A 14,699-nucleotide genomic window follows, 5' to 3' on the forward strand; every position below is an offset into this window, starting at 1 on the left:
CACATTGATTAGCAAGGGCAGAGATTGCTTCGTTCCTCGCAATGACGTTTCTATAAAAAATACAAATGAAATGATCGTATCCATCGTAGTAGCCATATCAGAAAACCACGCCATCGGCAAGGACAATAAATTACTTTGGCATTTACCAAAGGACCTGAAACACTTTAAAGAGATCACTACCGGCGGAACCGTAATTATGGGGCGTAAAACTTATGATTCTGTCGGCAGGCCACTGCCTAATCGCCGAAACATCGTTATAACACGCCAGCCGATAACAATTGAGGGCTGCGAAGTGGTCAATTCTATCGACGCTGCATTAGCTTTATGCGCTGATGAGGCCGAAGTTTTTATTGTTGGCGGTGCCGAAATTTATAAACAGGCCATGCACTTAACCGATAAGATCTATCTTACGATTGTTCATGCCGATTTTGAGGCAGATACTTACTTCCCTGAAATAAAAGCAGACATATGGAAAGAAACCGAACGGCAGGACCATGAACCCGACGAAAAAAACACGCTTCCATACTCATTTGTAACGCTTGAACGCGCTTAGCCAATGGACAGTTGGCAGCAGGCAGTTGGCAGTGTTTTAAAATGGCGCTCAATAAAATAGAGAGTAATTATCTTATCTATCTGTCAATCAGCCATCTTTTACCTTTTGCCTTTTACCTCTTACCTCCCTTTAAAATTGTTTCAATTTTAAATTTCATGCTTGCAAAATTTTGTTAGATTTGCCGTCTTGTTTAAAATGCTTATAAACTAATTAATTACATATTATAATTTACGATGCAAGGTAAAGGGGTTATTAAATTTTTCGCCATAGTGCTAACGATTGTTTGTATATATCAACTTTCGTTTACATGGGTGGCCCACAAAGTTGAAAAGGATGCAGCAACGTACGCCAAAGGTGATACCGCTAAAGTAAAAGCATATCTTGATTCTGTTTCATCATTACCGGCTTATCCTGTTTTGGGCCACACCTATCAATACTGCTTAGAAAGGGAGCTTGCTCTTGGCCTTGACCTTAAAGGCGGCATGAACGTTACCATGCAGATATCATTAGCCGAGTTGGTAAAAGCGTTATCAAACAATAATCCGGATGTGGTTTTTAACCAGGCGCTGGTAAATGCTACTGCTGATACAAAAACCAGCCAGAGTGATTACATTACGTTATTTGTTAATGAATACGAAAAACTAAATCCAAACGGAAAGTTAGCCTCTATTTTTTCGACTAAGGATAACCAGGCGCATCTAAAATACAACGCTTCTAACAGCGAAGTTGAAAAATATTTAAAGGATGAAGCTGATATTGCTGTAAAACAATCATACACTGTTTTAAACACACGTATTGACCAATTTGGTGTTACGCAACCAAACATTAGCTTAGAGCCAAACACTAACCGTATATTGATCGAACTGCCGGGTGTTAAAGATCCTGAGCGTGTTCGTAAACTTTTATCAGGATCGGCCAAATTAGAGTTTTTTGAAACTTTTGAGAACAAAGACCTTTATCAAACCCTTGTTGGTATAGATAATTTATTAGCTGCAAAAACTAAAGCGGTTGCTAAAGACTCGGCAAAAACTACTGTTACTGCCACTGCTAAGAAAGATACAACAGCCGCAAAAGGTGGTTTAGCTTTATTAAACAAAGTAGAAAAGAATGCCGCTAAGGATACTTCATTAGGCGGTAAGAATAAATTGATTGCTGCACATCCGTTGTTAAGCATATTATCTACCCCTTCTTATCAGGATGCGCAAGGCCAGCAGCAACTGCGCCCGGGCCCTGCAGTTGGCTGGGCTTTACAAAAAGACACTGCTAAAGTAAATACTTATTTACATAGCCCTGATGTTAAGGCTTCATTGCCGCGTAACCTAAAATTTGCGTGGGGTGTTAAACCGCTTGACAAAACTAAAATATTTGAATTATATGCCCTTAAATTATCAGGCGCCGAAAACGGTCCGGTATTACAAGGTGATGTAATTACTGATGCACAAAATGATGTTGACCAAAAAGGCAGCCCCGAAGTGAGAATGATCATGAACTCGCAGGGAGCCGAAAAATGGCGCGCCGTTACCGCACAGGCAGCACAAACAAAACAAGCTATCGCAATTGTGTTAGATGATAATGTTTACTCTGCCCCTGCTGTACAGAACGAAATTTCTGGTGGTGTATCTTCTATTTCAGGAAGTTTCACTATTGAAGATACCAAGGATTTGGCCAATGTATTAAAAGCCGGTCGTTTGCCTGCTCCTGCCCGTATAGTTGGCGAGGATGTGGTTGGCCCGTCTTTAGGTCAGGAATCTATTAACGCCGGTTTGCTTTCATGTTTAGTGGGCCTATTGGTAGTGTTAGTATTCATGGTTGCTTATTATAACCGTGCAGGTACGGTAGCGGTTGTTGCCGTTATTATCAACGTATTCTTCCTGATGGGGGTATTAACCAGCTTACGTGCTGTGTTAACCTTGCCGGGTGTCGCGGGTATCGTGTTATTGTTCGGTATGTCGGTTGATGCCAACGTACTGATCTATGAGCGTGTGCGTGAAGAATTAGCTTTAGGCAAATCAATACGCCTGGCTATAAGCGATGGTTTTAAACACGCTTTATCGTCTATATTAGACTCTAACATCAGTACCTTCTTAACGGGTTTAATACTATTCATTTTTGGTAGTGGCCCAATACAAGGCTTTGCAACTACGTTGATGATAGGTATTATTACCTCATTATTCTGTTCGTTATTAATTTCAAGATTAATATTTGAGTGGATGCTTGAAAAAGGCTGGGATATTAAATTCTCAAACCCATGGAGCTCACATACCTTTAAAAACGCGAACTTCGCGTTTGTTAAAAAACGTTTCAGGTTTTATATTTTCTCAGGAACATTTATTGTTGCGGGTATAATATCCATGTTTGTACAGGGCTTTAACTATGGTGTTGATTTCCAGGGTGGCCGTAGCTATACCATGCGCTTCCAAAATAAAAATGCAACTGATAATGATGTACGTGGCGCTGTTGAAGGTGTTTTAGGCAGTGGTACACAAGTTAAAACTTTAGGTGTCGATAAAATAAGTGTTACTACCAACTACATGATAGAAGATACGTCAACTACGGCTGACGCAAAAGTAGTAGAAACGTTATTAACTGCATTAAATAAAAAAGCGGTAACACAGGCAACCCAAAAAGACATATTAAGTTCACAAAAAGTACAGGCAACCATTGCCGACGGACTTAGAAAATCGGCTATATGGACCGTTTTGTTTGCCATATTAGTTCTCTCTGCTTATATATTGTTCCGTTTCCGCAAATGGCAATTTAGCTTAGCGGCGATGGTTGCAACGGCGCATGATGCTTTAATGGTATTGTCGTTCTACTCAATTTTCAGACATGTATTACCATTTCTGGATATTGACCAGTCATTTGTGGCAGCGATATTAACGGTAATAGGTTACTCTATTAATGATACCGTGGTTGTATTTGACCGTATCCGCGAGTTCTTAAGTTTACATCATGCAAAAACTGATGAGCCTAAAGAAGTTATTAATAACGCTATCAACAACACATTAAGCCGTACTATAATTACTGCTTTAACCGTATTGTTTGTGTTGGTAGTACTATTTATATTCGGTGGCGACGTTTTACGTGGCTTCTCATTCTCATTATTAATTGGTGTATGTTTTGGTACATATTCGTCAATTTGTATCGCGACACCGGTAATTATAGACTTTGGAAAAAAAGATCTGAGATAAAAGTTGAATTAAGTTCAATTTATTGCCAATCGACAATAAAAAAAGCCGCCTTCTAATTGCTTAGAAGGCGGCTTTTTATTTGCATAAATTATTTCTAACTTTCCAATATTACTTTTAAGGCTTTCTCTTTCGCGGCATTTCCAAAAGTATCATATGCCTCAATTATTTGATCCAGCTTAAAATGATGGGTGATCAATTTATTCGGCTCTATTTTTTTTGATTGAACGGTTTTTAGCAGCAAAGGTGTAGTAACCGTATCAACAAGCCGGGTAGTGATGGTTATATTTTTTGACCAGAGCGTTTCCAGGTGAAGTGTAACACTTTTTCCGTGAACACCAATATTAGCGATATGGCCACCTGCGGTAATAATATCGCCGCATAACTCGAAAGTAGCAGGTATCCCCACCGCTTCAATGGCTACATCAACTCCCTTTTTATTAGTAAGGCTCATTATCTTTTCAATGGCATTTTCATTTGCATTATTAATGGTGTGCGTTGCCCCAAACTTTTTGGCCACACTAAGACGATTATCATCCTGATCTATCATAATAATTTCTGCAGGCGTATAAAACTGAGCCGTTAATAAAGCAGCAATACCTATTGGCCCCGAGCCAACAATTGCCACAACATCACCGGGTTTAACTTGCCCGTTTAACACACCGCATTCAAAACCAGTTGGCAAAATATCACTTAACATAACCAGCGCTTCTTCGTCTGCCCCTGCAGGTATATGATAAAGGCTGTTGTCGGCATGAGGTATTCTAACAAATTCTGTCTGAGTACCGTCAATTGTATTACCTAATATCCATCCACCGTCATCGCAATGCGAATACATCCCTTTTTTGCAATACTCGCATTTCCCGCATGACGTGATACATGATATAATAACATGATCGCCTATTTTGAAATTACTTACAGCGCTTCCAATCTCTTCTATTACACCAACACCTTCATGGCCAATTATTCTTCCGTCAGTAACCGTAGGAACATCTCCTTTCATAATATGCAGGTCCGTTCCGCATATCGTGGTTTTCAAGATTTTTACAATCGCGTCCGTTGGTTTTGTTATTGTTGGTTTTGGTTTGTCTTCCCATGATTTTTTTCCGGGACCATGGTAAACCAGGGCTTTCATGGTTGCATTATTAATTGAATTAATACCGGATGGTGCATCGGTTTGCAACGCTGCCTTGTCTGAAACTAAATTTTCCATATCATATTCTTTTAAATAGTAAATAGATTGTTAATTCGTGACTACAAAGCTATTGCTATTAAAGCCTGATATAAATGATACAGGTCACTTATTAAAAATGATACAGATCACTTATTAAAATTTATGCCTTATTGTCATTTGCCTTTTGAGGAATGATTTTTGTATTTCTGCCAGCTGATGATAAAATAGCCCTCAATTAATTAAACGGCTTAATGATTCAACATATTATATTTGTTTATAAAAACGCTGGTTATGAATTCAACTGAAAAATCAAAGTTCCCCCAGGTAGTAATTATAGGCGGCGGTTTTGGCGGCCTTGAGGTTGCCAATCAGCTGACAGATAAACCTGTTGATGTTTTAATGCTTGATAAGCATAACTACCACACTTTTCAGCCACTGCTGTACCAGGTTGCCACCGGGAGTTTGGAATCAGAATCCATAGCTTTCTCTTTGAGAAAAAATTTTAGCGGGCAAAAAAACTTCCGGTTTCGTATAGCCGAAGTATCAGGCGTTGATCTTGAAAAAAACACAATCGCCACCGACCTGGGCGAAATAACTTACGACTATTTGGTAATAGCAACCGGATCGACCACCAACTTTTTTGGCAACAAAGAGATAGAGCATTATGCAATGCCCATGAAATCAATACCCGAGGCGTTGAACTTACGGTACCTTATCCTGCAAAACCTTGAAGAGGCCTCATTAAAGGCAACTAAAGAAGAAAAAGAACCGTTGCTAACCTTTGTACTGGTTGGTGCCGGCCCCACCGGTGTTGAGCTTGCAGGCGCATTGGCCGAATTGCGCAATCATATACTAACCCGCGATTATCCTGATCTGAAAAAAGAGGATATGAAGGTTTACCTGGTAGATTTTTTACCAAAGGTGCTCGGCCCATTTTCTGACCAGGGATCGGCAGCGGCTAAGACCTTTTTAACCGATATGGGCGTAGAGGTTTTATTAAATGTAAAGGTTGAAAGTTATAATGGCGAGGAAATAAAATTTGAAGGCGGAAAAAGCATTAAAACTAAAAATGTGATATGGAGCGCCGGGGTTATGGGTGTTGTGCCATCAGGTATTAATAAAGACATAATAGAGCGCGGCAATCGCATAAAGGTTGATAGCATAAGCCGTATAATAGGATCGTCAAACGTATTTGCTATTGGTGATGTGGCCGCTATGATAACTGATGATAACCCTAAAGGGCATCCCGGGGTAGCACAGGTAGCTATACAGCAAGGACAATTGGCCGGTAAAAATATAATACACTTAATTAAAGGCGAACCTACTGTACCATTTAAGTACAATGATAAAGGATCATTAGCCACCATAGGCCGTAACAAAGCCATTGCCGATCTGGGTAAGATAAAGTTCCAGGGATTTTTTGCATGGCTGATATGGATGTTTGTGCATTTGATATCGCTATTAGGTTTCAGGAATAAAGTAATTGTATTTATTAACTGGTTAGGAAGCTATCTTACTTATAACGGAGGAAGTAGACTAATCATCCGCAGGTTTAACCGCGAAGAGTTACCAAAAAAACACAAACAGGAAGCCAAAGCCGATTAAATAATAACTGTATAGATTGTGTATGTTTGAAACAAGCAACTTTGGTTGTAACATTAACCAATAACAAACATCCAATCTTTATATGAAACTACTTATACCTATTTGCTTCATTGGCGTTTTACTGCTAAGCGCTTGCGATAATAACGAGGATCAGGCAAAAACAGTTGATAAAAACGGCAGCGTTGAGATAGCTTTAAGCACCCGTCATCTCGATTCATTAAAAGATGAATTAACTACACATTATACGGTTTGGCGCAAAGGTGCTATTGTGCGCGAATTTAATAAACATGATACTGTACCCGGATTAGAAACCTTTAAAACTGAAGGAGAAAACGACAACGGCGACACCCAGAACGTTAAGGTTAAAAAGGACTATGAGTTTTTTGTAACTGTTAAATAACGGCACCATGAAAAAATCAAAAGCTATAACCTTAGTTTTGGTAACCGCCTTGTTGGGTTGCAAAGAAAAACGGGACGATAACAGCTGGGGTAATAACCGGCTGTACATGCGTACCGACTCTACAGGCACTTATACCCATGCGCGAAATGGTTTTATTGGCTATTATATCTTCAGGCCGTATGGTATGTTTTATGGTGGTAGGTATATGCGCCAGGGCTACTCAAATGCCGGCGTCCATATGTCAGAAGCCAGCATAACGCGGGGTGGTTTTGGCAGATCTGGCGGTTTCCATGTTTCTTCATAATTATGCAACGAATAAAAATTGAACCACGCAATAACTGGCAGCAAACGGTAGAAGGTTTGGGCTTTGGTTTCCATACCGCTGATGTTCCGTATTGGGATGAATCTGCCTATTATACCTTTACCATGCCCGAAATTTTAAAGCTGGAAGCAGTAACTGCCGAGCTTTGGGATATGTGCATACAGGCGGTACAACATGTTATAGATAATAATCTGTTCCATCAATTTATGATACCACAATATATTATTCCGCATATTATAGACTCATGGAACAATGACGCGCCTGCAATTTATGGCCGGTTTGATCTGCAGTATGATGGTAAGAACGAACCTAAACTATTAGAGTTTAATGCTGATACGCCTACCTCCATATTTGAAGCATCAATAGTGCAATGGTTTTGGTTAAAGGATTTTGATGAGCCTAAGGACCAGTTTAATTCCATGCATGAAAAACTGATAGATTACTGGAAATATTTGAAAGCCTACCTATACGAGGATAAACTATACTTTACCTGCGTTAAGGATGTTTTAGAAGATTTTACCACAACCGCCTACCTGCAGGATTGTGCCATGCAGGGCGGGTTAGAAACCCAATTTATATATATTGAAGATATTGGATGGGATAATAACAACGGTTATTTTGTTGACCTGGATAACCAACCTATACGCAATATATTCAAGCTCTATCCGTACGAATGGATGATTGATGAAGAGTTTGGGCAAAACCTGGTTAACGATCAGCTAAAAGCTATCTGGATAGAACCATCATGGAAAATGATATTGAGCAATAAGGCGATATTGCCTGTTCTTTGGCAACTCTTCCCATATCATAAAAACCTATTGCCTGCTTATTTTACAAGGAGCAATTTAAAAGATTATGTAAAGAAACCTTTGTTATCCCGCGAAGGCGCTAACATCACTATAGTAGAAAATGAGAAACTGATTGCCGAGTCGGAAGGTGATTATGGTGCCGAAGGTTATATTTTCCAGGAGCTATGCAAACTACCCGATTTTGACGGCAATTTCCCGGTTATAGGCAGTTGGATAATTGGGCAGCAGCCGGCTGGCATGGGTATAAGAGAATCGAGTACACTTATAACAGATAATGTGAGTAGATTTGTACCGCATTTGATCTTATAATTGATGTCATCAGCAATAAAACTCACCGAATGTCCGCGCGACGCGATGCAGGGTTTATCAAACTTTGTACCCACTGTTATTAAAGCTGATTATATCAACCTGTTATTGCAGGTTGGCTTTGATACCATTGATTTTGGCAGTTTTGTATCGCCAAAGGCCATACCCCAAATGCGGGATACGGCCGAAGTATTGGCACAGCTTGATCTGGGTAATACCAATTCAAAACTATTAGCCATCATCGCCAATTACCGTGGCGCCGAAGAAGCTGCCATGCATAATGAAATAACCTATCTGGGCTATCCTTTTTCCATATCCGAAACATTCCAGCTGCGTAATGCAAACTCAACCATAAATGACGCCTTTGATACGGTGAAAAAGATTAAGGGCCTATGCGTTGACAAAAATAAAGAGCTATTGGTTTACCTGTCTATGGGTTTTGGTAACCCTTACGGGGATGAATGGAACACGGAGATCATACATCAATGGACAGAGAGATTAGTAAATGAAGGCATCAACATCATTGCCCTTTCTGATACAATAGGCGTTGCTACTGCTGACCAAATAAAAAGCATATACCCGCAGCTATGTGCCGAATTCGCGAAAACAGAATTTGGTGTACACCTGCACAGCACGCCCGATACCTGGTATGAAAAGGTGGAAGCTGCTTACCAAAGCGGCTGCAAACGTTTTGACAGTGCACTAAAAGGCTACGGCGGCTGCCCAATGGCTAAAGATGACCTTACAGGCAATATCGCTACCGAGAACCTAATAAGTTATCTACGATCACAAAATGTGCTGCAAGAGCTTAATTATGATAAATTACAGGATGCGCTGGATTATTCGGTAAGAGTATTTGGGTAATGCTTAGTTTGTCATCTAACGATAGTGAGAGATCTTAAACAAGATACATTTACTAAGCGCTTGTATAAGATTTCTCCTCGTACCTCGTCGAAATGACAATTATTTAACCTATCGTTGCACCATTTTAAAATGCTGTATCCCCGCCTCTTCAAACTGCGGGCCTTCTTTCACAAATCCAAATTTTTCATAAAGACCTATTGCCAATATCTGGGCATTCAGGTATATATATGTTGCATCAGCAGGCAGATCATCCAGGACAGTTCTTACTAATTTTTGAGCAACGCCTAATCCCCTAAATTGCTTTAATACAGCAAAGCGTTCTAATTTATAGCCATTATCTGTTTTGCGCCAGCGCGATGCACCTGCAGGTATACCATCAACCGTTGCTAAAAAATGGGTAGATTCATCCTCATGCTCCCACTCCAACTCGGGCGGGCAATTTTGTTCGCCAACAAAAACTTCACGTCTTATGGCAAATACTTTTTCAAGGCTTGCCTGGTCACAGACTTTGCCTACTTGAATCTTTCTTTTTTCGGGCATCGATATAATGCTTTTTGGTTTTTAAGTTAGAAAGTTTAAATTTATGATTTTCTGTTGCAGCATCAATAGAATGGGTACAAGTTAAATCATCCTCCTGTTCGGCCAGGTCTGATAACTGCACATAAAACTTATGCAATTGGTCAAGCTCATCTTCGGTAATATCTTCAATATCAACCATCCGGTTACTTGCACCCTGGTGTGAGGCTAATAATTCGTTCAGCTTTAAATGAATGGCTTTCGAGTCTTTATTTTGTGATTTTTGAATCAGGAAAACCATCAAAAAAGTAACTATAGTTGTACCTGTATTGATAATTAACTGCCAGGTATCAGAATACTTAAATATCGGCCCGGTAACACCCCATACTATAATAATACTTATTGCTGTAAAAAAAGCTGCAGAACTGCCCGTAGCCGCTGTTGCCCAGTTAGCAAATCTTTCGAAAAAGTTTTTATTTTTAGCCATAATACTTATTTATTATGCCTTTATAACTAAAAAAAAGCGCCAATGTTTTGCATTGGCGCTCTTAATACTATCAGGTATATCTTATAATTTGTCAGTTGCGTTGATGCAATTCAAATCTTCAAAAGCGGTGGTTAAACGCTTAACAAAGTTCTCCTCGCCTTTGCGTAACCATACGCGCGGGTCATAATATTTTTTGTTTGGAGAGTCTGCACCTTCCGGGTTGCCTATTTGATCTTGCAGGTAAGCTTCTTTTGATTGGTAGTAATCCTTTATACCTTCCCAGTATGCCCATTGCATATCGGTATCAATATTCATTTTAATGGCACCATAACCAATCGCCTCACGAATCTCTTCCTGGCTCGAACCGGAACCACCATGGAACACAAAATTGATTGGCTTTTCGTCGGTTAAATCAAATTTCTTCTTCACATATTCTTGTGAGTTATGCAGTATAACCGGCTGTAGCTTTACGTTACCCGGTTTGTAAACACCATGCACATTACCAAAAGCTGCAGCCACGGTAAAGCGCGGACTTACTTTTAATAAATTCTCATAAGAATAAGCCACATCTTCCGGCTGAGTATATAAACGTGAGCTGTCTACATCAGAATTGTCAACGCCATCTTCTTCGCCGCCAGTAACACCTAATTCTATCTCAAGTGTCATACCCATTTTGGCCATACGTGCCAGGTATTTGGCAGATATTTCAATATTTTCTTCAATTGATTCTTCAGACAAGTCCAACATGTGCGATGAGAACAGCGGTTTGCCTGTTTCAGCAAAAAACTTTTCGCCATAATCTAATAAACCATCTATCCATGGTAATAACTTTTTAGCAGCATGGTCTGTATGTAAAATTACAGCAACGCCATAATGCTCTGCCAATAAATGCACATGCCGTGCAGCAGATACACCACCCAAAATACAGGCCTGTAACTTAGAGTTATCTAATGATTTGCCTGCGTAAAACTGCGCGCCGCCATGCGACAGCTGTATAATTACCGGCGAGTTTACTGCCTTTGCGGTTTCCATTACAGCGTTAATTGTATTGGTACCTATTACATTTACCGCAGGTAAAGCAAACTGGTGCTTTTTAGCTGCCTCAAATAGTTCTTGCACCTGATCGCCGTGCAAAACACCTTTATAATTTTTTAAATCCATTACCATTATTTTGTGCGCCGAAGTTAAAAAAAATCCTTGTTCTTATGAGATAAAAGTCTATAAAAATGATAGGATATTGTAAAAATTACACCATGAGCAATTTACCACACTCTATCCGGGTTTTTATATGTAAAACGAGGATAGTCGACACACTTTTTTAAAATCATTACAAACTTTTTTCGTTTCTTTGCATTAATTGAAAGAGCTAGACATAGATATGGCATGGTTTAAACGAGAGTTAAAAGGGATAATTACGACTACTGAGGAGAAGAAAGAAACCCCTGACGGGATCTGGAACAAATGCCCTCAATGTAAGAAACCCCTTCACTATTCTGAGCAGGTTGAAAATCAATACGTTTGTCATTATTGCGGTTTCCATTTACGCATCGGATCAAAAGAATACTTTTCTGTTCTGTTTGATAATAATGAGTTTACTGAATTGTTTCCTGACCTTGTATCAGGCGATCCACTGAATTTTACAGACACTAAAAAATATACCGAAAGGTTGATTGAAACCCAGTTTAAAACCGGCCTTAAAGATGCTATACGTGCCGGGGCAGGAAAAATTAACGGGCAGGACATAGTTATTGCCTGCATGGATTTTAACTTCATCGGCGGATCAATGGGGTCGGTAGTAGGCGAAAAAATAGCCCGTTCTATTGATTATTGTATTGAGCATAAAGTTCCTTTCCTTATGATATCCAAATCAGGCGGCGCGCGGATGATGGAAGCAGCATTCTCTTTAATGCAAATGGCTAAAACATCAGCTAAACTGGCTTTATTATCACAGGCCAAAGTGCCTTATATATCGTTGTTAACCGACCCTACAACAGGCGGTGTAACTGCATCATATGCTATGCTGGGTGATATTAATATTGCCGAGCCGGGTGCCTTAATTGGATTTGCGGGACCAAGGGTAATTAAAGAGACCATTAAAAAAGATTTACCAAAGGGATTCCAAACAGCAGAGTTTGTGCAGGAACATGGTTTCCTTGATTTTATTGTTGATCGCCGCGAAATGAAAGAAGAACTGACCGCATTTTTAAAAATGTTAAAAAATTAATATATTTCCTGTAGGAATACTCTATACTCCAAAACAAACGGGGTTATACATTTTGTATAACCCCGTTTGTTTTAAGTAAATATTTTAAGGAAATTATATTACTCCCGGCCTCGCGCCGTCAATTGGAGGCATATCTTTTATATAAACAGTTTTTTTATTTGAAGCATTTTTATCCTTTTCAGGTTGATTTACCTGTGATTGCTTCCTGTTTTCCTTTTGTCGATTACCGCTTCCGGAATTTTGATTATTCGTTTTCATAGCTTTGTTTTTTAAGTAAAAAAGGCTATTGGGGATAGCCTTTTTTGAATTTAAATTAACTATTTTAAGTCTTACAAGCTTTCAGTACCCGGCTCATGCCCTACCATGCGGCCGGTTCTTCGTCCTTGCGGACGGCTCTCAAAATCAGCTTTTCCAGGTCCTTCAACCGGGAATTCTTTTTGATTTGGCGGGGTAACATCATTTTGTTCGCTGTACGAAGTATCATTACCCTTATTATGTTGTTGTTGCTCTCTTTGTGGAGCGTATCCTGAACCTTCCTGTTCTGACTGGTGCCTTTCAGGAGTTTCGTCTGGTCTATTACCCTTTTGGGGGTTTTGTTTATTCGGTTCCATAGTTTTATTATTAATTGTTAATTAATTAACCGCCATAAACGTGCCAATTTTTTCCGTGTGAGAAATTAAATTAATAATAAAAATATGCTTGTCGAGCGATGGTGCGCAATCGCAAATAAGCTAAGCACTTATGCAAATTCGTGGTTACTTTGTCCCGCGCGATGAATTATAAGGGTTGTATTTTACGCGTTTACCGCAAACAGCTCGCGTACTTTATTTACTACAAAATCTATCTCTTTTTTAGTATTATACTTAGAAAAAGAAAATCTTACCGACGGCCTTATGCTGCTGGCTCCAATACCCGTAAGTACATGCGAGCCTATATCTGTACCCGAGCTGCAAGCGCTGCCGCCTGATGCGGATATACCGGCTATATCCAGGTTAAACAATAACATATCGGCCAGTTCTGTTTCGGGGAAGGAAACATTTAATATAGTGTATAAGCTTTTATCTTCGCCTGTCTCGCCATTAAATTGAACACCCGGTATGGTTTCTTTCAATTGGTTTGCCATATAGGTTTTTAAACCTTGTATATATTGGCAGTGTTGTTCCATATCAGCATAAGCAAGTTCCAAAGCTTTGGCCAAACCTGCAATACCATACACGTTTTCGGTACCACCCCGCATATTACGCTCTTGCGATCCGCCGTATATCAATGGTTTAATTTTTATTTTATGGTTGATATACAAAAAACCAACACCTTTAGGTCCGTGAAATTTATGAGCGGCGCAAACTAAAAAGTGAACCTTAAGCTTACCCAGGTCATGCCGAAAATGCCCCATGGTTTGTACCGTATCGCAATGAAAAATAGCGTTGTATTGCTCGCACAGGTTCCCTACTCTTTCAATATCAGTAAGCGTGCCTATTTCGTTATTGGCATGCATTAATGATACAAAGCTGCGCTCGTTATCTTGCAATAGTTTTTCAAGTTGGGCATAATCTATATTGCCTTTACTGTCAACATCAATAAAGCTCAACTTAATAGTGCCGGCCTTTTCCATAGCCTCAAGCGTATGAACAACCGCGTGATGCTCTATACGGGTAGTTATAGCATGAGTAATATTATTATCTATAATACCGCAACGTATGGCGGTATTATCGGCTTCGGTACCGCTGCTGGTGAAGAATATTTCGGCAGGCGAGGTATGTAGTAAATTAGCAACAGTTTTACGCGACTTTTCAACCAATGCCCGCGCCTCTCTCCCATGCGAATGTATTGATGATGGATTACCATAATTGTTTTCCATCACATCACACATAACTTTCATTACTTCCGCATCAAGCGGCGTTGTAGCAGCATTATCAAGGTATACCCTCATCAGTTAACTTTATTTATTACTGAGTGAATTAGCGAATGAGTGATTGAGTGAATGTTTTTTACTGAATGATTGAGTGAATTAGCGAATGATGAATGTTAATAAAACAGCATCATATTGCACTCTATCAATCCATTTACTCATCCCATCATACACTTTTCAATCATTATTTTATTTTTATTTGTTATGGTTTTCCTGGCAGACGATGTAACTTTTAGTATTTCGTTGCACTCTGTCATTAAACCGCTTATTTCACTTTTTGTTATAATATCCGCCAATCATAATCTCCATCCAAAATGCACTTTCATCCGCTTCCTCAACTAC

General features: G+C 39.5%; 15 protein-coding genes. 8 read left to right on the plus strand and 7 right to left on the minus strand.

What is annotated here, in order from left to right:
• Positions 1-70: 70 nt before the first annotated feature.
• Both JWR23_RS15470 and secDF read left to right on the plus strand, forming a co-directional pair.
• The gene (locus JWR23_RS15470; RefSeq protein ID WP_299517145.1) at positions 71-553 is read left to right on the plus strand and encodes a dihydrofolate reductase; all 483 of its coding nucleotides are present in this window, start codon (positions 71-73) and stop codon (positions 551-553) included.
• A gap of 233 nt (positions 554-786) precedes the next feature.
• Entirely contained in the window at positions 787-3,744 is a 2,958-nt protein-coding gene (gene secDF, locus JWR23_RS15475) for a protein translocase subunit SecDF (RefSeq protein WP_299517146.1), read from the plus strand.
• A 94-nt stretch (positions 3,745-3,838) separates the two neighbouring features.
• Here secDF and JWR23_RS15480 read toward each other — a convergent pair whose 3' ends face one another.
• Positions 3,839-4,954, minus strand: a complete 1,116-nt coding sequence (locus JWR23_RS15480; RefSeq protein WP_299517147.1) for a zinc-dependent alcohol dehydrogenase family protein — start codon at positions 4,952-4,954, stop codon at positions 3,839-3,841.
• A 252-nt stretch (positions 4,955-5,206) separates the two neighbouring features.
• On the opposite strand from JWR23_RS15480, the gene JWR23_RS15485 reads away from it, so the two are divergent.
• The 5 genes from JWR23_RS15485 (at position 5,207) to JWR23_RS15505 (ending at position 9,221) form a co-directional block, all read left to right on the plus strand.
• On the plus strand, positions 5,207-6,520 hold the full coding sequence (locus JWR23_RS15485; protein WP_299517149.1) for an NAD(P)/FAD-dependent oxidoreductase: 1,314 nt from the start codon (positions 5,207-5,209) through the stop codon (positions 6,518-6,520).
• Between the two features lie 82 nt (positions 6,521-6,602).
• The gene (locus JWR23_RS15490) at positions 6,603-6,920 is read left to right on the plus strand and encodes a hypothetical protein (RefSeq protein ID WP_299517151.1); all 318 of its coding nucleotides are present in this window, start codon (positions 6,603-6,605) and stop codon (positions 6,918-6,920) included.
• Positions 6,921-6,927: 7 nt separating this feature from the next.
• Complete coding sequence (locus JWR23_RS15495; RefSeq protein WP_299517152.1) at positions 6,928-7,224, plus strand: hypothetical protein; 297 nt, start codon at positions 6,928-6,930, stop codon at positions 7,222-7,224.
• Positions 7,225-7,226: 2 nt separating this feature from the next.
• Positions 7,227-8,360, plus strand: a complete 1,134-nt coding sequence (locus JWR23_RS15500) for a glutathionylspermidine synthase family protein (RefSeq protein ID WP_299517153.1) — start codon at positions 7,227-7,229, stop codon at positions 8,358-8,360.
• 3 nt (positions 8,361-8,363) lie between these two features.
• Positions 8,364-9,221, plus strand: a complete 858-nt coding sequence (locus tag JWR23_RS15505; protein WP_299517155.1) for a hydroxymethylglutaryl-CoA lyase — start codon at positions 8,364-8,366, stop codon at positions 9,219-9,221.
• A 108-nt stretch (positions 9,222-9,329) separates the two neighbouring features.
• On the opposite strand, the gene JWR23_RS15510 is transcribed toward JWR23_RS15505, so the two are convergent.
• The 3 genes from JWR23_RS15510 to fbaA all read right to left on the minus strand — a co-directional run bounded on the left by JWR23_RS15510 (position 9,330) and on the right by fbaA (position 11,385).
• Entirely contained in the window at positions 9,330-9,761 is a 432-nt protein-coding gene (locus JWR23_RS15510) for a GNAT family N-acetyltransferase (RefSeq protein ID WP_299517156.1), read from the minus strand.
• A complete protein-coding gene (locus JWR23_RS15515; RefSeq protein WP_299517157.1) occupies positions 9,721-10,224 on the minus strand; it encodes a low affinity iron permease family protein in 504 nt (167 codons plus the stop codon). The genes JWR23_RS15510 and JWR23_RS15515 overlap by 41 nt, the downstream gene beginning before the upstream one ends.
• A gap of 81 nt (positions 10,225-10,305) precedes the next feature.
• Positions 10,306-11,385, minus strand: a complete 1,080-nt coding sequence (gene fbaA / locus JWR23_RS15520; RefSeq protein ID WP_299517158.1) for a class II fructose-bisphosphate aldolase — start codon at positions 11,383-11,385, stop codon at positions 10,306-10,308.
• A gap of 217 nt (positions 11,386-11,602) precedes the next feature.
• On the opposite strand from fbaA, the gene accD reads away from it, so the two are divergent.
• A complete protein-coding gene (gene accD, locus JWR23_RS15525; RefSeq protein WP_299517212.1) occupies positions 11,603-12,448 on the plus strand; it encodes an acetyl-CoA carboxylase, carboxyltransferase subunit beta in 846 nt (281 codons plus the stop codon).
• Between the two features lie 93 nt (positions 12,449-12,541).
• Here the strand turns inward: accD and JWR23_RS15530 are convergent, their stop codons facing one another.
• From JWR23_RS15530 to JWR23_RS15540, 3 genes are all read right to left on the minus strand, one after another.
• Positions 12,542-12,706, minus strand: coding sequence for a hypothetical protein (locus JWR23_RS15530; RefSeq protein WP_299517159.1), 165 nt, complete (start codon positions 12,704-12,706; stop codon positions 12,542-12,544).
• Between the two features lie 71 nt (positions 12,707-12,777).
• Positions 12,778-13,059, minus strand: a complete 282-nt coding sequence (locus tag JWR23_RS15535; RefSeq protein WP_299517161.1) for a hypothetical protein — start codon at positions 13,057-13,059, stop codon at positions 12,778-12,780.
• Between the two features lie 182 nt (positions 13,060-13,241).
• Entirely contained in the window at positions 13,242-14,378 is a 1,137-nt protein-coding gene (locus tag JWR23_RS15540) for a cysteine desulfurase family protein (protein ID WP_299517162.1), read from the minus strand.
• Positions 14,379-14,699 lie beyond the last annotated feature (321 nt).

The sequence above is a fragment of the Mucilaginibacter sp. genome, from assembly GCF_028288205.1.
Lineage (GTDB): Bacteria > Bacteroidota > Bacteroidia > Sphingobacteriales > Sphingobacteriaceae > Mucilaginibacter.

What these genes read in the sequence shown, in the direction of transcription:
- JWR23_RS15490 (WP_299517151.1), top strand. Translation starts at nt 6,603, where the DNA reads ATGAAACTACTTATACCTATTTGCTTCATTGGCGTTTTACTGCTAAGC.
- JWR23_RS15540 (WP_299517162.1), bottom strand. Translation starts at nt 14,378, where the DNA reads ATGAGGGTATACCTTGATAATGCTGCTACAACGCCGCTTGATGCGGAA.
- JWR23_RS15500 (WP_299517153.1), top strand. Translation starts at nt 7,227, where the DNA reads ATGCAACGAATAAAAATTGAACCACGCAATAACTGGCAGCAAACGGTA.
- JWR23_RS15470 (WP_299517145.1), top strand. Translation starts at nt 71, where the DNA reads ATGATCGTATCCATCGTAGTAGCCATATCAGAAAACCACGCCATCGGC.
- fbaA (WP_299517158.1), bottom strand. Translation starts at nt 11,385, where the DNA reads ATGGATTTAAAAAATTATAAAGGTGTTTTGCACGGCGATCAGGTGCAA.
- JWR23_RS15485 (WP_299517149.1), top strand. Translation starts at nt 5,207, where the DNA reads ATGAATTCAACTGAAAAATCAAAGTTCCCCCAGGTAGTAATTATAGGC.
- JWR23_RS15515 (WP_299517157.1), bottom strand. Translation starts at nt 10,224, where the DNA reads ATGGCTAAAAATAAAAACTTTTTCGAAAGATTTGCTAACTGGGCAACA.
- accD (WP_299517212.1), top strand. Translation starts at nt 11,603, where the DNA reads ATGGCATGGTTTAAACGAGAGTTAAAAGGGATAATTACGACTACTGAG.
- secDF (WP_299517146.1), top strand. Translation starts at nt 787, where the DNA reads ATGCAAGGTAAAGGGGTTATTAAATTTTTCGCCATAGTGCTAACGATT.
- JWR23_RS15530 (WP_299517159.1), bottom strand. Translation starts at nt 12,706, where the DNA reads ATGAAAACGAATAATCAAAATTCCGGAAGCGGTAATCGACAAAAGGAA.
- JWR23_RS15535 (WP_299517161.1), bottom strand. Translation starts at nt 13,059, where the DNA reads ATGGAACCGAATAAACAAAACCCCCAAAAGGGTAATAGACCAGACGAA.
- JWR23_RS15505 (WP_299517155.1), top strand. Translation starts at nt 8,364, where the DNA reads ATGTCATCAGCAATAAAACTCACCGAATGTCCGCGCGACGCGATGCAG.
- JWR23_RS15510 (WP_299517156.1), bottom strand. Translation starts at nt 9,761, where the DNA reads ATGCCCGAAAAAAGAAAGATTCAAGTAGGCAAAGTCTGTGACCAGGCA.
- JWR23_RS15495 (WP_299517152.1), top strand. Translation starts at nt 6,928, where the DNA reads ATGAAAAAATCAAAAGCTATAACCTTAGTTTTGGTAACCGCCTTGTTG.
- JWR23_RS15480 (WP_299517147.1), bottom strand. Translation starts at nt 4,954, where the DNA reads ATGGAAAATTTAGTTTCAGACAAGGCAGCGTTGCAAACCGATGCACCA.